The 16683-nt window shown below is 66.2% G+C and carries 29 protein-coding genes and 1 pseudogene; 2 read left to right on the top strand and 28 right to left on the bottom strand.

Translation table 11 applies throughout. From position 1 onward, the window contains the following. Positions 1-63: 63 nt before the first annotated feature. Both O9344_RS06780 and O9344_RS06775 read left to right on the top strand, forming a co-directional pair. Entirely contained in the window at positions 64-819 is a 756-nt protein-coding gene (locus O9344_RS06780) for a hypothetical protein (RefSeq protein WP_298474519.1), read from the top strand. Further along, positions 816-2006: a YbfB/YjiJ family MFS transporter gene (locus tag O9344_RS06775; protein ID WP_298474517.1), complete on the top strand. Its 1191-nt coding sequence runs from the start codon at positions 816-818 to the stop codon at positions 2004-2006. Before O9344_RS06780 ends, O9344_RS06775 begins: the two co-directional genes overlap by 4 nt. A 117-nt stretch (positions 2007-2123) precedes the next feature. Here the strand turns inward: O9344_RS06775 and rplQ are convergent, their stop codons facing one another. From rplQ to tuf, 28 genes and pseudogenes are all read right to left on the bottom strand, one after another. Continuing rightward, a complete protein-coding gene (rplQ, locus tag O9344_RS06770) occupies positions 2124-2540 on the bottom strand; it encodes a 50S ribosomal protein L17 (protein ID WP_108174402.1) in 417 nt (138 codons plus the stop codon). Between the two features lie 51 nt (positions 2541-2591). Continuing rightward, positions 2592-3608, bottom strand: a complete 1017-nt coding sequence (locus O9344_RS06765) for a DNA-directed RNA polymerase subunit alpha (RefSeq protein ID WP_298474514.1) — start codon at positions 3606-3608, stop codon at positions 2592-2594. Between the two features lie 139 nt (positions 3609-3747). Beyond that, positions 3748-4137, bottom strand: coding sequence for a 30S ribosomal protein S11 (rpsK, locus tag O9344_RS06760; RefSeq protein WP_298474512.1), 390 nt, complete (start codon positions 4135-4137; stop codon positions 3748-3750). Between the two features lie 85 nt (positions 4138-4222). Next, the gene (rpsM, locus tag O9344_RS06755; RefSeq protein ID WP_108174399.1) at positions 4223-4591 is read right to left on the bottom strand and encodes a 30S ribosomal protein S13; all 369 of its coding nucleotides are present in this window, start codon (positions 4589-4591) and stop codon (positions 4223-4225) included. 201 nt (positions 4592-4792) lie between these two features. After that, on the bottom strand, positions 4793-5374 hold the full coding sequence (locus O9344_RS06750; protein WP_298474509.1) for an adenylate kinase: 582 nt from the start codon (positions 5372-5374) through the stop codon (positions 4793-4795). Next, a complete protein-coding gene (gene secY, locus O9344_RS06745) occupies positions 5371-6699 on the bottom strand; it encodes a preprotein translocase subunit SecY (protein WP_298474507.1) in 1329 nt (442 codons plus the stop codon). The genes O9344_RS06750 and secY overlap by 4 nt, the downstream gene beginning before the upstream one ends. Positions 6700-6894: 195 nt before the next feature. Then, positions 6895-7371, bottom strand: a complete 477-nt coding sequence (gene rplO / locus O9344_RS06740; RefSeq protein WP_108174396.1) for a 50S ribosomal protein L15 — start codon at positions 7369-7371, stop codon at positions 6895-6897. Positions 7372-7375: 4 nt separating this feature from the next. After that, positions 7376-7558, bottom strand: coding sequence for a 50S ribosomal protein L30 (gene rpmD / locus O9344_RS06735; protein WP_298474504.1), 183 nt, complete (start codon positions 7556-7558; stop codon positions 7376-7378). 11 nt (positions 7559-7569) lie between these two features. After that, a complete protein-coding gene (rpsE, locus tag O9344_RS06730) occupies positions 7570-8124 on the bottom strand; it encodes a 30S ribosomal protein S5 (RefSeq protein WP_108174394.1) in 555 nt (184 codons plus the stop codon). A gap of 36 nt (positions 8125-8160) precedes the next feature. After that, positions 8161-8523, bottom strand: coding sequence for a 50S ribosomal protein L18 (gene rplR / locus O9344_RS06725; protein ID WP_298474501.1), 363 nt, complete (start codon positions 8521-8523; stop codon positions 8161-8163). Positions 8524-8604: 81 nt separating this feature from the next. After that, entirely contained in the window at positions 8605-9138 is a 534-nt protein-coding gene (gene rplF, locus O9344_RS06720; RefSeq protein ID WP_298474499.1) for a 50S ribosomal protein L6, read from the bottom strand. Positions 9139-9175: 37 nt separating this feature from the next. After that, positions 9176-9574: a 30S ribosomal protein S8 gene (gene rpsH / locus O9344_RS06715; RefSeq protein WP_108174391.1), complete on the bottom strand. Its 399-nt coding sequence runs from the start codon at positions 9572-9574 to the stop codon at positions 9176-9178. A gap of 13 nt (positions 9575-9587) precedes the next feature. Next, positions 9588-9893: a 30S ribosomal protein S14 gene (gene rpsN / locus O9344_RS06710; RefSeq protein WP_293424913.1), complete on the bottom strand. Its 306-nt coding sequence runs from the start codon at positions 9891-9893 to the stop codon at positions 9588-9590. Positions 9894-9948: 55 nt separating this feature from the next. Then, positions 9949-10506 (bottom strand): 50S ribosomal protein L5, encoded by a 558-nt coding sequence (gene rplE / locus O9344_RS06705; RefSeq protein WP_298474496.1) that lies wholly within the window; start codon positions 10504-10506, stop codon positions 9949-9951. Further along, on the bottom strand, positions 10499-10816 hold the full coding sequence (gene rplX / locus O9344_RS06700) for a 50S ribosomal protein L24 (protein WP_108174388.1): 318 nt from the start codon (positions 10814-10816) through the stop codon (positions 10499-10501). Before rplX ends, rplE begins: the two co-directional genes overlap by 8 nt. After that, a complete protein-coding gene (gene rplN / locus O9344_RS06695) occupies positions 10816-11184 on the bottom strand; it encodes a 50S ribosomal protein L14 (RefSeq protein WP_038312231.1) in 369 nt (122 codons plus the stop codon). The genes rplX and rplN overlap by 1 nt, the downstream gene beginning before the upstream one ends. 75 nt (positions 11185-11259) lie before the next feature. Further along, positions 11260-11493 carry a 30S ribosomal protein S17 gene (gene rpsQ / locus O9344_RS06690; RefSeq protein ID WP_108174387.1) on the bottom strand — a complete coding sequence of 78 codons (234 nt, stop codon included), beginning with the start codon at positions 11491-11493 and terminating at the stop codon, positions 11260-11262. 11 nt (positions 11494-11504) lie between these two features. Next, entirely contained in the window at positions 11505-11702 is a 198-nt protein-coding gene (gene rpmC, locus O9344_RS06685) for a 50S ribosomal protein L29 (RefSeq protein ID WP_298474491.1), read from the bottom strand. 11 nt (positions 11703-11713) lie between these two features. Then, on the bottom strand, positions 11714-12127 hold the full coding sequence (rplP, locus tag O9344_RS06680) for a 50S ribosomal protein L16 (RefSeq protein ID WP_108174385.1): 414 nt from the start codon (positions 12125-12127) through the stop codon (positions 11714-11716). Between the two features lie 18 nt (positions 12128-12145). Then, a complete protein-coding gene (gene rpsC / locus O9344_RS06675; protein WP_298474488.1) occupies positions 12146-12859 on the bottom strand; it encodes a 30S ribosomal protein S3 in 714 nt (237 codons plus the stop codon). A 10-nt stretch (positions 12860-12869) separates the two neighbouring features. Beyond that, positions 12870-13253 carry a 50S ribosomal protein L22 gene (rplV, locus tag O9344_RS06670; protein ID WP_108174383.1) on the bottom strand — a complete coding sequence of 128 codons (384 nt, stop codon included), beginning with the start codon at positions 13251-13253 and terminating at the stop codon, positions 12870-12872. Positions 13254-13256: 3 nt separating this feature from the next. Continuing rightward, complete coding sequence (gene rpsS / locus O9344_RS06665; protein ID WP_108174382.1) at positions 13257-13535, bottom strand: 30S ribosomal protein S19; 279 nt, start codon at positions 13533-13535, stop codon at positions 13257-13259. A gap of 12 nt (positions 13536-13547) precedes the next feature. Next, entirely contained in the window at positions 13548-14381 is an 834-nt protein-coding gene (gene rplB, locus O9344_RS06660) for a 50S ribosomal protein L2 (RefSeq protein ID WP_298474484.1), read from the bottom strand. 15 nt (positions 14382-14396) lie between these two features. Continuing rightward, complete coding sequence (locus O9344_RS06655) at positions 14397-14696, bottom strand: 50S ribosomal protein L23 (RefSeq protein WP_108174380.1); 300 nt, start codon at positions 14694-14696, stop codon at positions 14397-14399. Further along, positions 14693-15313 carry a 50S ribosomal protein L4 gene (gene rplD, locus O9344_RS06650; RefSeq protein WP_298474480.1) on the bottom strand — a complete coding sequence of 207 codons (621 nt, stop codon included), beginning with the start codon at positions 15311-15313 and terminating at the stop codon, positions 14693-14695. The genes O9344_RS06655 and rplD overlap by 4 nt, the downstream gene beginning before the upstream one ends. 2 nt (positions 15314-15315) lie before the next feature. Next, a complete protein-coding gene (gene rplC, locus O9344_RS06645; protein ID WP_298474479.1) occupies positions 15316-16035 on the bottom strand; it encodes a 50S ribosomal protein L3 in 720 nt (239 codons plus the stop codon). A gap of 133 nt (positions 16036-16168) precedes the next feature. Next, positions 16169-16474 carry a 30S ribosomal protein S10 gene (gene rpsJ / locus O9344_RS06640; protein ID WP_106748008.1) on the bottom strand — a complete coding sequence of 102 codons (306 nt, stop codon included), beginning with the start codon at positions 16472-16474 and terminating at the stop codon, positions 16169-16171. A 68-nt stretch (positions 16475-16542) separates the two neighbouring features. Beyond that, positions 16543-16683 (bottom strand): annotated as a pseudogene (gene tuf / locus O9344_RS06635) (elongation factor Tu); the annotation flags it as partial.

Genomic DNA, 16683 nt, shown 5'->3' with positions numbered 1-16683 from the left:
GCGGCGGTTGACCGGGCGGGGGCGAGCGGTGACGCTCCGTCAAAACGACCCGAGGACACGCCCATGGCCACCACCGACTTCCTGCCCGGCAATTACCGCTATGTGCCCAGCGTCTTCCAGTATTCGGCCGGCGCCGCCGCCCTGCCCGGCTATCACATCCAGCGGGTGATGTTCCGCAAGCCGGTGCCGTTGAAGGACGGCTTTGAGCGTATCGCCGTACTGATCCAGGGCGCGGGACGCCCGCTCACCGCCTTCTGCGCCTGCGAGCTGCGCTCGCCCGCCCCCTTCGACGATGCCGGCTTCAAGGCCTTCAACGAGGTCTATGTCGGCACGCTGGCGGCCTGGGGCATCTACAATGCGGAGACCAAGGCCAATCCGGTGGCGCGCTCCAATGTCTGTCCGGAGATCGGCGGGCCGCCGGAGCCCTCCTTCCACGCCTTCTCCTTCGTCGTCGAGGGTGATGCAGGCGGGGCGCCGCAATTCGTCATCGCCGGCTCGGGTGAGGCGCGCGAGGGCGCCGGCGCCTATGCCGAGCGGATCGTCCGGCTCAACGACACCAGCCCCGGCGGCCTGCGCGAAAAGGGCGTCTTCGTGCTGGAGCAGATGGAGAAGCGCATGGCGGCCTTCGGCCATGGCTGGGCCGACACGACCGCGGCGCAGGTCTATTGCGTCCACGACATCCACCCCTTCCTCGCCGACGAGATCGTCCGGCGCGGTGCGGCGCGGGCCGGCATCACCTGGCACTACAACCGCCCGCCGGTGATCGGCCTCGATTACGAGATGGACTGCCGGAGCGTCGCGGTCGAGCGCAGCCTGTGAGCGCATCGCCGCTCGGGCGCTGGCAGGGCTTTTTCGGGCCCATCCTCGCCGGCTATTGCGGGTTGCTCATCGGCGTCGGCATGGGCCGTTTCGGCTATCCGCCGCTCATCCCGGCCATGGTCGAGGCCGGCTGGGCGACACCTACGACGCTTCACCTCGCGGGCGCCTTCAACCTCGCCGGCTATATCCTCGGCGCCAGCACGGCCCTCGCGGGGGCGCGTCTGATGGGCGTCAGGCCGGCCATCGCGCTCGCTGCGGCGCTTGCCGTCTTCGCCTTCGCCGCCTCGGCCGTGCCCCTGCCCGCCCCGGCCTTCATTGCGCTCCGCGCCCTTTCGGGGGCGACCGGCGGCATCCTGATGATCGTCATCCCGCCGGTGGTGGCGAATGTCGTCGCCCCCTCCCATCGCGGCCGGGCGAATGGTCTCGCCTTTGCCGGGGTCGGCACGGGCTTCGTCCTTTCGGGAACCGCGGTGCCGGCCTTCGCCGCCTCCGGACCTGCCGCGGCCTGGCTGGCGCTGGCAACGGCGCTGGCAGTCGCCAGCGTCGTGATGATGGCGCTGCTGCCGCGTTCGGCCCCGCCCGTGGCGGCGGAGCGCGGCGCTCCCTCGCCTGCCTGGCGGCGTGCGCCGGCCTTCCTCGGCCTCGCTGCGGCCTATGGCGGCGCGGCGGCGGGCTATGTGCCCCACACCCTCTTCTTCGTCGACCACGTCGCCCGCGACCTCGGCTTCGGCCTCGCCATCGGCGGCTGGATCTGGGTCGCCGCCGGCATCACGGCCGTCCTCGCGCCGATGGTGGCGGGTGTCGCCGCCGACCGCTTCGGCTATGGGCCGGTTCTGCGCATCATCGTGGCGCTGATGGCGATCGGCGCCGCCCTGCCAGCCCTGACCCACAATCTCGTGCTGCTGACGCTGTCGGCGATGATGGCGGGCGGGCTGATGATCGGGCTTGGATCATCGACCTCCGGGCGCACCCGCGAGATCGTCGGCCCGGAGGCGCATACCGCCGCCTGGGCGCTGCAGACGGTGGCTTTCGCCATCATCCAGGCGGGGGCGGCTTATGGCTTCACGGCATTGCTCGCCGCGACGGGCAGTCACGCGCTGGTCTTCTCGCTGGCGGGGGCCATCATCGCGAGCGGCCTTGCGCTCGAACTCGCGACCGCGCGTATGGCGCCCCGCGCCGCCCCCTGACAGCCACGCGGACACGCAAAAGGGCGACCTCACGGCCGCCGGTCAACGCAAAAGGGCGACCTCACGGCCGCCCCTGCAAAGGGTCCGCCCCGCAGGACGGCCCCGACTTTCCGTTGATCAGGCCGCCTCGGCTGTCTTCGCCTGGACCGGACCGGAGTCCTTGCCCTTGGCGTCGACGTCGCGATCGACGAACTCGATGACCGCGATCGGCGCGTTGTCGCCATAGCGGAAGCCGGCCTTCAGGACGCGGGTGTAGCCACCCTGGCGCGCCTGGTAGCGGGGCCCGAGGACCTCGAACAGCTTCTTGACCATGGCGATGTCGCGGATCTGCGACACGGCCTGGCGGCGGGCGTGCAGGTCGCCGCGCTTGCCGAGCGTCACCAGCTTCTCGACGATCGGACGCAGGTCCTTCGCCTTCGGCAGGGTGGTGACGATCTGCTCGTGCTTGATGAGCGCGGCGCACATGTTGGCGAACATCGCCTGACGATGCTCGGCCGTGCGGTTGAACTTGCGGTGGGCTTTGCCGTGACGCATCGCCTTGTCCTCCGGTGGCTCGCGGACCTCACGGTCGGCGAGGATGAAAACTCAGTAGTGGTCCTCGAAGCGCTTGGCGAGCTCTTCGATATTCTCCGGCGGCCAACCCGTGACCTCCATGCCGAGGTGGAGGCCCATCTGGGCAAGCACTTCCTTGATTTCGTTGAGCGACTTGCGGCCGAAGTTCGGCGTGCGGAGCATCTCCGCCTCCGTCTTCTGGATCAGGTCGCCGATATAGACGATGTTGTCGTTCTTCAGGCAGTTCGCCGAGCGGACCGAGAGCTCGAGCTCGTCGACCTTCTTCAGCAGTGCCGGGTTGAAGGCGAGATCCGGGATCGACTCCTGGACGACTTCCTTCCGCGGCTCCTCGAAGTTCACGAAGATCTCGAGCTGGTCCTGGAGGATGCGCGCCGCATAGGCGATCGCGTCCTCGGGCGAGACCGAACCATTGGTCTCCACCGTCAGGGTCAGCTTGTCGTAATCGAGAACCTGGCCCTCGCGGGTCGGCGAGACCTGGTAGGAGACCTTCTTGACCGGCGAGTAGAGGCTATCGACCGGAATGAGACCGATCGGCGCGTCCTCGGCACGGTTCTTCTCGGCGGGGACGTAGCCCTTGCCGGTGTTGACGGTGAACTCCATGCGGATCGAGGCGCCCTCGTCGAGGGTGCAGATCACCAGCTCGGGGTTCAGCACGGTGACGTCGCCGACCGTCTGGATGTCGCCGGCGGTGACCACGCCCGGGCCTTCCTTGCGCACGACCATGCGCTTCGGACCGTCGCCCTGCATCTTGATCGAGATGTCCTTGATGTTCAGGACAATGTCGGTGACGTCCTCACGCACGCCGGGGATCGACGAGAACTCGTGCAGGACGCCATCGATCTGGACGGCCGAGACGGCGGCGCCCTGGAGCGAGGACAGGAGGACGCGGCGCAGGGCGTTGCCGAGCGTCACGCCGAAGCCGCGCTCGAGCGGCTCGGCGGTCGCGGTCGCGAAACGCTTCGGGTCATCGCCGGGAACGATGTTGAGCTTCTCCGGCTTGATCAGTTCCTGCCAGTTCTTCTGGATCACGGGTGTTACCTTCGCTTCAATCTGGCCGCTGTCTCGTCCCCTGCAGGACCCTGACGACCGGTGTCCCTCGCCTTGCGGCGAGAGGCGGAAAATCCCGAGCCGCCACAGGCCGGCCCGCGATTGCGAGAAACAATGAAACTCAGACGCGGCGACGCTTGCGCGGGCGGCAGCCGTTGTGCGGGATCGGCGTCACGTCGCGGATGGAGGTGACGGTGAAGCCGGCAGCCTGGAGGGCGCGCAGCGCCGACTCACGGCCCGAACCGGGACCCGACACCTCGACCTCGACCATGCGCATGCCGTGCTCGGAGGCCTTGCGGGCGGCGTCCTCGGCAGCGACCTGGGCAGCATACGGGGTCGACTTGCGCGAACCCTTGAAGCCCATGGTGCCGGCCGACGACCAGGCAATGGTGTTGCCCTGAGCGTCGGTGATGGTGATCATCGTGTTATTGAACGACGCGTTCACGTGGCAGACGCCGGAGGCGATGTTCTTGCGCTCACGGCGGCGAACGCGGGTGGCTTCCTTGGCCATTCTCTAATCCTTGTCCTTCAGGCGCGCCCGTCGTGCCAGGCGCTCGGGAAACGGCAAGGGGCGCGGCTGGGGCGCCCCGTCCGGATTACTTCTTCTTGCCGGCGATCGGCTTCGCCGGACCCTTGCGGGTGCGGGCGTTGGTGTGGGTGCGCTGGCCGCGGACGGGCAGGCCCTTGCGGTGACGCAGGCCGCGGTAGCAGCCGAGGTCCATGAGGCGCTTGATGTTCATCGAGACTTCGCGACGCAGGTCGCCCTCGACCATGTAGTCACGGTCGATGGTCTCGCGGATGGTGAGCACTTCCTGGTCGGTCAGCTGGTTCACGCGGCGCTCGGCCGGGATCTTGACCTTGTCGCAGATCTCGGCCGCGAACTTCGGGCCGATGCCGTGAATGTACTGCAGCGCGATAACCACGCGCTTGTTGGTCGGGATGTTGACACCCGCAATACGAGCCATGTCTCGTCTCCATGTGGTCCGCGTCGCCGCGGGAGATGATGAAACCGTGCGTCCGGTGGAGGTCGGCCCTTGCACGGATGTCCTCGAAACGGAGCGGCCCGCCTGCACGGCAGACGGACCGGCTCAACCGTCTTTTGGACGAAGGTTGGCCGCATAGCCCGCCCTCGTCCCTGCGTCAAGCCCGAAAGGGCCGAATTCGCCTCACACGCCCAGATGAGCGGCGATGGCCTTGGTCACGTCGTCGATCGGCGCCATGCCGTCCACCGTCTTCAGCGCGTCCTTCGACGCGTAGTAGCCGGAAACGGGCGCGGTCTGCTCGCGATAGGCGTCGAGGCGCTTCTTCAGGGCCTCGGCATTGTCGTCGGCGCGCACGGGCTCGCCGCGGGCGGTCATCTCGGCGACTCGCTTCTCGATGCGGCCGACGAGGATGCCCTCGTCCACCTTCAGCTCGATGACCGCGTCGAGCTTCATGCCCTTCTCGGCCAGCATGGCATCGAGCGCCTCGGCCTGGGCGACGGTGCGCGGGAAGCCGTCGAGGATGAAGCCCTTGGCGCAATCCGGCTCGGCAATGCGGTCGGCGATGATGCCGACGACGATGGCATCGGAGACGAGCTCACCGCGCGCCATGACGTCCTTGGCCTTCAGGCCGATGGGCGTGCCGGCCTTCACCGCGGCCCTGAGCATGTCACCGGTGGAGAGCTGCACGAGACCGTGACGCTCCACCAGCCGCTGTGCCTGGGTCCCCTTCCCCGCCCCGGGAGGCCCGAGCAGAATCAGCTTCATCGACGTTTCCCCCTGAGCTGCGACTTCTTGATCAGCCCTTCATACTGATGGGCCAACAGGTACCCCTGAACCTGCGCCACCGTGTCGAGCGTCACGGTGACGACGATCAGCAGCGAGGTGCCTCCCAGCAGATAGAAGCTTTGGCCGAGCTGCGAAATCAGCATTTCGGGCAATAGGCAGACGATGGTGATGTAGGCCGCGCCGAGGACGGTGATGCGGGTGAGGACGTAGTCGATGTACTGCGCCGTCTTCTCGCCCGGGCGGATACCGGGGATGAAGCCGCCATATTTGCGCAGATTGTCGGCGGTTTCGGTCGGATTGAACACGATCGCCGTGTAGAAGAAGCAGAAGAAGATGATCAGCAGCGCATAGAGCGCCATGAACAGCGGCTGCCCATGCCCGAGGAGCTGGGCGGTCAGGCGCAGCCATTCCGACGGATTGGTCTGGAACGACAGGGCCGTGGTCGGCAGCAGCAACAGCGACGAGGCGAAGATCGGCGGGATGACGCCGGCCGTGTTGATCTTCAGCGGCAGGTGCGAGGAGTTGCCCTCGAACACCTTGTTGCCCTGCTGGCGCTTTGGATACTGGATCAGCAGCCGGCGCTGGGCACGCTCGCAGAAGACGATGATGACGATCGTCACGCCGATGAGCACGAGCAGGCCGAGCAGCAGCGGCGTCGAGATGACGCCCTGGCGGCCGAGCTCGAAGGCCTGCGCCAGCACGCTCGGCAGCTCGGCGACGATGCCGGCGAAGATGATCAGCGAGATGCCGTTGCCGATGCCGCGCTGGGTGATCTGCTCACCGAGCCACATCATGAACATGGTGCCGCCGGTCAGCGTGATGACCGTCGACATGATGAAGAACAGGCCGGGGTTGGCGACGACCGAGCCCGAGGACTGGAGGCCAACCGCGATGCCCCAGGACTGGAACAGCGCCAGCACCACGGTGAGGTACCGGGTGTACTGGTTGATCTGCTTGCGGCCCTGCTCGCCTTCCTTCTTCAGCTTCTCCAGCTCCGGCACGACGGCGGTCAGCAGCTGGATGATGATGGAGGCGGAGATGTAGGGCATGATGTTCAGCGCGAAGATCGCCATGCGCGAGACCGCGCCGCCGGCGAAGACGTTGAACATGGCCAGAACGCCCTGGTTGGCGTTGAAGACCTGGCGCAGGGCCTCGGGATCGATTCCCGGCAGCGGGATATAGGTGCCGAGGCGATAGACCAGCAGCGCGCCGAGGGTGAACCACAGCCGCTTCTTGAGGTCCTCGGCCTTGCCGAAAGCCCCGAAATTCAGGTTGGCTGCCAGTTGTTCCGCTGCCGATGCCATGGTGGCTCCGATGCCTCAGGGACGGAACGGGTCCATCCGGAAAAGTCGCCTTCACTTAACGGCCTGGGGCCGCCTTCGCCAGCCCCCCGACGTCGCAGGCGGGAGGGCTGTCTATCGATGCAAAGGGGCCGGTCCTCGTCGAACCGGCCCCCTTGAAGCTGTGATCGTCGTGTCGGGAGAGCGATGCGCCGGCCGTCAGGCCGCCGCCTCGTCCTTCGCCTTCAGCACGGTGACCGAGCCGCCGGCCTTCTCGACGGCCGCAACGGCGCCGGCGGAGGCGCCGGAGACGGTCAGCTCGAGCTTCGCCTTCAGCTCGCCGGTGGCGACGAGACGGATGCCGTCACGGGCGCGGCGGACGACGCCGCTCGACACCAGGGCAGCCTCGTCGACCTTGCCGGCCTGCAGCTTGCCGGAGTCGATCGCGCGCTGGATGCGGGCGAGCGTGACCTCGACATAGGAGAGGCGGAAGATGTTGTTGAAGCCACGCTTCGGCAGGCGCCGATGCAGCGGCATCTGGCCACCCTCGAAGCCCTTGATGGCGACGCCCGAACGGGACTTCTGGCCCTTCACGCCGCGACCGGCGGTCTTGCCCTTGCCCGAACCGATGCCACGGCCGACGCGCATCTTGCGATGCGTCGCGCCGGCATTGTCCTTCATGTCCGTGAGTTTCATGGGATCAATCCACCACTTTCACGAGGTGAGCGACCTTGGCGATCATGCCGCGGACACTCGGGGTGTCCTCCAGCGTGGCGCGGCGGTGCAGCTTGTTGAGCTTGAGGCCGATGAGGGTCGCTTCCTGCGACTTCTCCCGGCGGATCGGCGAGCCGACCTGCTCGATGGTGACAGTCTTGTTGGCCATGGATCCGATCCTTACGCGTCGCCCTCGCCTTCCTCCTGGCGGCGGGCCTGGAGGACCGACACCTTGAGGCCACGGCGAGCCGCGACGGAGCGCGGGCTGTCCTGGTTCTTCAGCGCGTCGAACGTGGCGCGCACCATGTTGTAGGGGTTCGACGACCCCATCGACTTGGCGACCACGTCGGCCATGCCGAGCGTTTCGAAGACGGCGCGCATCGGACCGCCGGCGATGATGCCGGTGCCGGCCGGAGCGGCGCGCAGGATGACCTTGCCGGCGCCGTGGCGGCCGTGCACGTCATGATGGAGGGTGCGGCCCTCGCGCAGCGCCACGCGGATGAAACCGCGCTTGGCAGCCTCGGTGGCCTTGCGGATCGCCTCCGGCACCTCACGGGCCTTGCCGTGGCCGAAGCCGACGCGGCCCTTCTGGTCGCCGACCACGACGAGCGCGGCGAAACCGAACCGCTTGCCGCCCTTCACCGTCTTGGAGACACGGTTGATGTGCACGAGCTTGTCGGTGAATTCGCTGTCGCGCTCTTCGCGGTTGCGCTCGCGTTCACGTTCCCGAGCCATGTTCTGTCCTTTCGGCGGCGGAGCCGCCCGTATCCGTTAGAAGCTCAGGCCGCCCTCGCGGGCGCCGTCGGCGAGCGCCTTGACGCGCCCGTGATAGAGATAGGCACCGCGGTCGAACACCACGGCGGACACCCCAGCCTGCACTGCGCGCTCGGCGACGAGCTTGCCGACGGCAGACGCCGCGGCCTGATCGGCACCGGTCTTCAGCGAAGACTTCAGGTCCTTCTCCAGTGACGAGGCACTCGCAACCGTCACGCCATTCGCGTCGTCGATGATCTGCGCATAGATATGCTTCGACGAACGGAAGACGCTCAGCCGCGGACGCCCATTTGCCGCAGTGCGCAGGGCACGGCGGACACGCGCCTTGCGACGCTCCGTTGCATCCTTGAATTTGGCCATAGCCAGCTCCTTTGATCGGCGCGGTGCCGGACGGACCCGCGCCCCGGTAGACGGTGAGGCCCCGTAGCCGGGGCCTCCGCCTTACTTCTTCTTGCCTTCCTTGCGGAAGATGAACTCGCCCGCGTAGCGGACGCCCTTGCCCTTGTAGGGCTCCGGACCACGATATTCGCGGATCTCGGCGGCGACCTGACCCACCTGCTGCTTGTCGATGCCGGAGATGAGGATCTCGGTCGGCTTCGGGGTCGCAATGGTGATGCCCTCGGGGACGGAATAGTTGACATCGTGGCTGAAGCCGAGGGCGAGGTTCAGAACCTTGCCCTGAGCCGCGGCACGATAGCCGACGCCGGTGATCTCGAGCTTCTTCTCGAAGCCCTTGGTCACGCCGACGGCGAGGTTGGCGACGCGGGTGCGAGCCATGCCCCACATGGAGCGGGCGCGCTTGCCCTGGTCGCGCGGGTCGATCTTGATGACGTTGCCGTCGATCTTCACGATGACGTCGTCCGGGCAGGTGAACGACAGCTCACCCTTGGGACCCTTCACCTTGACGGTCTGGCCGGACAGCTGGGCAGTGACGCCCTGCGGCAGGTCGACCGGCTTCTTACCGATACGAGACATTGGATGTCGTCCTTTGTCGAATGGGAGCTCTGCCAGGTCAGAAGACCGTGCAGAGCACCTCCCCGCCCACGTTCTGTTCACGAGCCTCGTGGTCCGCCATCACGCCCTTGGGGGTCGAGATGATGGTGATGCCGAGGCCGTTGGAGACGCGCGGCGTGTTGCCGACGCCGGCGTAAACGCGGCGGCCGGGCTTCGACACACGGGCAATCTCACGGATGACCGGCTCACCGTCGAAATACTTGAGCTCGATCTCGAACTCCGAACGGCCGTTCGGGTGCGTGACGGTCATGTAATCGCGGATGTAGCCTTCCGACTTGAGCACGTCGAGGACGCGGGCGCGCAGCTTCGAACCCGGCGTCAGGACGCGGGTCTTGCGGCGCATCTGCGCGTTGCGGATGCGGGTCAGCATATCGCCGAGCGGATCGTTGAGAGCCATGATCTGTCTCCTCTCACCAGCTCGACTTCACGAGGCCCGGAACGAGCCCCTTGTTGCCGAGGTCACGCAGTGCCACGCGGCTCATGCCGAGCTTGCGGTAGAACGCCCGCGGGCGACCGGTCACTTCGCAACGGTTCTTGATGCGGACCTTGGCGCCGTTACGCGGCAGGCTCGCAAGCTTCACGGTGGCCGCGAAACGCTCCTCGATGGAGAGCGACTGGTCCATCACGGTCGCCTTCAGCGCGGCGCGCTTCTTGGCGTCCCGTGCGACCAGGGCACGGCGGTGGTTGTTCTTTTCGATGGAGCTCTTCTTCGCCATCGGATTCTCCTGGTTTCCGCGTCTGAGACGGGCTTCTAGCTTTGAGAAACCCGGCTCACTGCCGGAACGGGAAGTTGAAGGCCTTGAGGAGAGCGCGAGCTTCCTCGTCGGTCTTCGCGGTGGTGCACACGATGATGTCCATGCCCCACATCTGATCCACCTTGTCATAGGAGATCTCGGGGAACACGACATGCTCCTTCAGACCCATGGCGAAGTTGCCACGGCCATCGAAGCTCTTCGGGTTCAGGCCGCGGAAGTCGCGGACGCGCGGCAGCGCGATCGTGACCAGGCGGTCCAGGAACTCGTACATGCGCTGCTTGCGCAGCGTGACCTTGCAGCCGAGCGGCATGTTCTCGCGAACCTTGAAGTTCGAGATGGCCTGCCGGGCCCGGGTGATGACCGGCTTCTGGCCGGTGATCAGGGCGAGGTCGGCCGCTGCGACGGAGGCCTTCTTGGAATCGGCGGTGGACTCGCCGACGCCCATGTTGACCACGACCTTCTCGATCTGCGGGATCTCGAGCGGGTTCTTGTAGCCGAACTGGGTCACCAGCTGCTGCCGGATCACGCTGTCGTAATGCGCCTTGAGGCGCGGGGTGTGGGCCGCCTCAGCCATCGATGGTCTCCCCGGACTTCTTGGCCACGCGCACCTTGGTGCCGTCGGCGAGGATCTTGAAGCCGACGCGGGTCGGCTTGCCGGTCTTCGGATCGGCATAGGCCAGGTTGGACAGGTGGATCGGGCCCTCTTTCGAGATGATCCCGCCTTCCGACGTCTGGCTCTGGCGCTGGTGGCGCTTCACAATGTTGACGCCGCGGACGAGGGCACGGCCCTCGGTCGGCATGACCTGGATGACCTCGCCGGTGCGACCCTTGTCGCGGCCGGCAAGGACGACAACCTTGTCACCCTTCTTGATCTTGGCGGCCATCACAGCACCTCCGGAGCCAGCGAGATGATCTTCATGTGGTTCTTGGCGCGCAGCTCGCGCGGAACCGGTCCGAAGATACGGGTGCCGATCGGCTCCTTCTGGTTGTTGATCAGCACGGCCGCATTGCGGTCGAAGCGGATCACCGAACCGTCCAGGCGACGGATGTCCTTCGCCGTGCGAACGACAACCGCCTTCATGACGTCGCCCTTCTTCACGCGGCCACGCGGAATCGCTTCCTTGACCGACACGACGATGATGTCGCCCACATGGGCGTAACGACGCTTCGCGCCGCCGAGCACCTTGATGCACATGACGCGGCGTGCGCCCGAATTGTCCGCCACGTCGAGATTGGTTTGCATCTGGATCATGACGCAACCTCTTCCTTTCGCGCCCGTCTCGGGTCTCCCCGACGGCGGCGCGCTGTTCTAACGATCACCGAGGGCTCACGCCTTCGGCAGCACGACCCAACGCTTCAGCTTCGACAAGGGCTTGCCCTCCTCGATGCTCACCACGTCACCCACCTTGAAGGCGTTGCCTTCATCATGGGCGTGATAGTTCTTGGTGCGGCGCACCGTCTTCTTGAGCAGCGGATGGGTGAAGCGACGCTCCACCTTCACCACGACCGTCTTGTCCTGCTTGTCGCTGACGACGATGCCCTCGAGCACACGCTTCGGCATATGCCCTCTCCTTACTTCTTCTCGCCGCGCTTCTGCGCGGCGACGGTCTTCACGCGGGCGATGTCGCGGCGCACCTGGCGGACGCGGGCGACGTTCTCCAGCTGGCCGGTGGCCTTCTGGAAGCGCAGGTTGAACTGCTCCTTCTTCAGCTCACCGAGCTGGCCCTCGAGCTCGTCGAGGGTCTTGGTCCGGATCTCTTCGGCCTTCATGACCCCTCTCCTCACTCGGCGATGCGCTGGACGAAGCGCGTCTTGATCGGCAGCTTGGCAGCCGCCAGCTCGAGCGCCTTCTTGGCGACGTCCAGCGGAACGCCGTCGAGCTCGAACATGATGCGGCCCGGAGCCACCTTGGCGGCCCAGTACTCGTTGCCGCCCTTACCCGAGCCCATGCGGACCTCGGCGGGCTTCTTCGACACCGGGACGTCCGGGAAGATGCGGATCCAGACGCGGCCGGCGCGCTTCATTTCGCGCGTCATGGCACGGCGGGCGGCCTCGATCTGGCGCGCGGTGATGCGCTCCGGCTCGAGGGCCTTCAGGCCGAACTGGCCGAAGTTCAGGTCCGTGCCGCCCTTGGCAGCGCCGGAAATGCGCCCCTTGAACTGCTTGCGGAACTTGGTCTTCTTGGGCTGAAGCATGGTTCTAGACCTTCATCCTCACGCCGCGTCGCGGTCTTGGCCGCGCGAACGGCGGGTCGAACCCTCGCCCTCGGACATCTTCTTGTCCTGGGCCATGGGATCGTGCTCCATGATCTCGCCCTTGAAGATCCACACCTTCACGCCGCACGTCCCGTAGGTCGTGTAGGCGGTGCCGGTGCCGTAATCGACGTCGGCGCGAAGGGTGTGCAGCGGAACGCGACCTTCGCGATACCACTCGAGGCGGGCGATCTCGGCGCCACCGAGGCGGCCCGAGCAGTTGATGCGGATGCCCTCGGCGCCGAGGCGCATGGCGGACTGGACGGCCCGCTTCATGGCGCGACGGAAGGCGACACGACGCTCGAGCTGCTGAGCGATCGACTCGGCCACCAGGGTCGCGTCGGTCTCGGGCTTGCGGATCTCGACGATGTTGATGACGACTTCGGCGTCGGTCATCCGCGAGACGGCCTTCTTCAGCTTGTCGATGTCAGCGCCCTTCTTGCCGATGACGATGCCCGGGCGAGCCGAGTGGATCGTGACGCGGCACTTCCGGTGCGGACGCTCGATGACGATCTTGGAGACCGCCGCCTGCTTCAGCAGCTTCATCAGCTCACGGCGGATCTTGAGATCCTCGTGCAGCAGTTTGCTGTACTCGCCCTTGTTGGCGAACCAGCGGCTATCCCAGGTGCGGTTGATGCCGAGGCGAAAACCGATCGGATTGATCTTCTGACCCATCGCTCTCTCCTCAGGCCTTGGCCGCCTCGACCTGACGAACGACGATCGTCAGGTGCGAGAAAGGCTTCTCGATCCGGGCGCCGCGGCCGCGGGCACGGGCATGGAAACGCTTCATCACGAAGGCCTTGCCGACATGGGCCTCGGCGACCACCAGGTCGTCGACGTCGAGATCATGGTTGTTCTCGGCGTTGGCGATGGCGCTCTCGAGGCACTTCTTGACGTCGCCGGCGATCCGCTTGCGCGAGAACTCCAGATCGGCGAGCGCCGTGTCGACCGGCTTGCCGCGGATGAGCGCGGCAACCAGGTTCAGCTTGCGGGGCGAAACGCGCAGCATGCGCGCGACCGCCTTGGCCTCGTTGTCGCCGAGGGCGCGGGGTGTTGCGGGCTTACCCATGGCTCACTTCCGCTTCGCTTTTTTGTCGGCCGCATGGCCGTAGAAGGTGCGGGTCGGCGAGAACTCGCCGAACTTGTGGCCGACCATCTCCTCGGTGACCTGCACCGGGACATGCTTCTGACCGTTGTAGACGCCGAAGGTCAGTCCGACGAAATGCGGGAGGATCGTGGAGCGACGGCTCCAGATCTTGACGACATCGTGACGGCCCGACGAGCGGGCTGCCTCGGCCTTCTTCAGGAGGTATCCGTCGACGAACGGACCTTTCCAGACGGAACGTGCCATGACGGGCCTCTGTTACTTCTTCTTCGAATGACGGCTCGACACGATAAACTTGTCGGTCCGCTTGTTCGAACGAGTCTTCTTGCCCTTGGTCGGGAAGCCCCAGGGCGTGACGGGGTGACGGCCGCCGGAAGTACGGCCTTCGCCGCCGCCGTGCGGGTGGTCGATCGGGTTCATCGCGACGCCGCGGTTATGCGAGCGCCAGCCGAGCCAACGGTTACGACCGGCCTTGCCGATCGACACGTTCATGTGGTCCGGGTTCGACACCGCGCCGATCGAGGCGAAGCACCGGCCGTGGACGAGACGCTGCTCGCCCGAGTTCAGGCGAAGGATCACGTAGCCCTCGTCGCGACCGACGATCTGGGCGTAGGTGCCGGCGGAGCGGGCGACCGCGCCACCCTTGCCGATCTTCAGCTCCACGTTGTGCACGATAGTGCCCACCGGGATGTTGGCGATCGGCATGGCGTTGCCGGGCTTCACGTCGGCGCTCTCGGCGGCGATGACGGTGTCGCCGACCGCCAGGCGCTGCGGCGCCAGGATGTAGGAGAGCTCGCCATCGACATACTTGATGAGCGCGATGAAGGCCGAGCGGTTCGGATCGTACTCGATCCGCTCCACCGTCGCGGCGACGTCAAGCTTGCGACGCTTGAAGTCGACGAGGCGATAGGAACGCTTGTGACCACCGCCGCGGAAGCGCGAGGTGATGCGGCCGAGGTTGTTACGGCCGCCCGTGGACGACTTGCCCTCGGTGAGCGTCTTGACCGGCTTGCCCTTGTAGAGGTCCGAACGGTCGACCAGGACGAGCTGACGAAGGCCCGGCGTGATCGGCTTGAAGGTCTTGAGTGCCATGGTTTACCCCTCGCCTCACAGACCGGTCGTGATGTCGATGGAGTGGCCCTCGGCGAGGGTCACGATCGCTTTCTTCACGTCCGACCGACGGCCGAGAACGCCCTTGAAACGCTTGGTCTTGCCCTTCTGGACGAGCGTGTTGACGCTCTTGACCTTGACGTCGAAGAGCTTCTCCACCGCCGCCTTGATCTGCGGCTTGGTGGCGTCCGCCGAGACCTTGAAGACGACCTGGTTATGCTCCGCAACCACCGAGCCCTTCTCGGTGATCAGCGGCGCCTTGATGACGTCGTAGTGACGCGGATCGACCGTGCTCATTTGAAGCGCGCCTCCAGTGCGTCGACGGCCGCCTTGGTCAGGACCAGGGTGTTCCGGCGCATGATGTCGTAGACGTTGATGCCCTGGATCGGCAGGACATCGACGAGCGGGATGTTGCGGGCCGCGAGGGCGAAGTTCTTGTCGACCTCGGCGCCGTCGATGACCAGCACGCTCTTGAAGCCGAGCTTCTCGAACTGCGCCTTCAGCGACTTGGTCTTGGCGGCCTCGGTGGACGCCTTCTCGAGCACCACGATGGAGCCGGCCTTCACCTTGGCGGAGAGGGCATGCTTCAGGCCGAGGGCGCGGACCTTCTTCGGCAGATCGTGCTCATGCGAGCGCGGGGTCGGACCGAAGGAGCGACCACCACCGCGGAAGAGGTTGGCACGAGCGGAGGAGTGACGGGCGGAACCCGTACCCTTCTGCTTGTACATCTTCTTGCCGGTGCGATGGATCTCGGCGCGGTTCTTGACGTCGTGGGTGCCGGCGCGGCGCTTGGCGAGCTGCCAGCGCACCACGCGGTGCAGGATGTCGGCGCGGGGCTCCAGGCCGAAGATCTCGTCGGAGAGATCCACGGAGCCGGCGTCGACGCCGTCGAGGGTCTTGATGGTCAGTTTCATGTTCAACCCTCCGAAGTCTCGGCGGCAGCCGGAGCAGCCTCGGCACCCGGCAGCTTGAAGCTGCCCGGCAGCGGCGCATCCTTCGGCAGCGGCTTCTTCACCGCGTCGCGAACGAGGATCCAGCCGCCCTTGGAGCCGGGAACGGCGCCCTCGACCATGATCACGCCGCGCTCGACGTCGGTGCGGACGACCTTGAGGTTCTGCGTGGTGACACGCACGACACCCATGTGGCCGGCCATGCGCTTGTTCTTGAACACCTTGCCGGGGTCCTGGCGGTTACCCGTCGAACCATGCGAGCGGTGCGAGACCGAGACGCCGTGGGTGGCACGCAGACCGCCGAAGTTGTGACGCTTCATGGCGCCGGCGAAGCCCTTGCCCTGGCTGGTGCCGGTCACGTCGACGAACTGGCCGGCGACGAAATGGTCTGCGGCAAAGCGGGCACCCACCGGCACCACGCCCTGGTCGTCGACACGGAACTCGACGATCTCGTGCTTCGGCTCGACCTTGGCGATGGCGAAGTGGCCACGCTGCGCCTTGGACGTGTTCTTGACCTTGGCGAGGCCGGCACCGAGCTGCAGGGCGGTGTACCCATCCTTCTCGGCCGTGCGGTGGGCGACGACCTGGCAGTCGTCGAGCAGAAGCACCGTCACAGGGACGTGCTCACCACCGTCGTTGAAGATGCGGGTCATCCCCATCTTCTTGGCAATCACACCGGAACGCATCGCGCGCATTCCTCGTTTTGGGGTCGTCCGTGACCGACTTGGCGGACCGGAGAGGACCCGGGTTCAACTTGAGATGCACCTTGCGGGGCATCGGGACACTTTTCGCCAGGCCGTCATCGGCCTGTCGCAGGACTCAGAGCTTGATCTCGACGTCAACACCGGCGGCCAGGTCGAGCTTCATCAGCGCGTCCACGGTCTGCGGGGTCGGGTCCACGATGTCGAGAAGCCGCTTGTGGGTGCGGATCTCGAACTGCTCGCGCGACTTCTTGTCGATGTGCGGCGAGCGGTTCACCGTGAACTTCTCGATCCGCGTCGGCAGCGGAATCGGCCCGCGGACCTGGGCACCGGTGCGCTTCGCCGTGTTGACGATCTCGCGCGTCGAGGTGTCCAGGACCCGATGGTCGAACGCCTTGAGGCGGATCCGGATGTTCTGGTTCATGGGTTCGCCCCTTCAAAGGCAAAGCGACAGAGGACGCACGGTTTCCCGCGCGTCCTCGGGATGACAGGTCACTCGATGATGGAGGCGACGACGCCGGCGCCGACGGTGCGGCCGCCCTCGCGGATGGCGAAGCGCAGCTTCTCCTCCATGGCGATCGGCACGATCAGGCTCACCGTCATGGCGATGTTGTCGCCCGGCATCACCATCTC

Source organism: Phreatobacter sp. (assembly GCF_027532945.1).
Taxonomy (GTDB): domain Bacteria; phylum Pseudomonadota; class Alphaproteobacteria; order Rhizobiales; family Phreatobacteraceae; genus Phreatobacter.
Note: the sequence above shows the minus strand (reverse complement) of the source record. Positions and strands in the feature narration are given on the sequence as shown.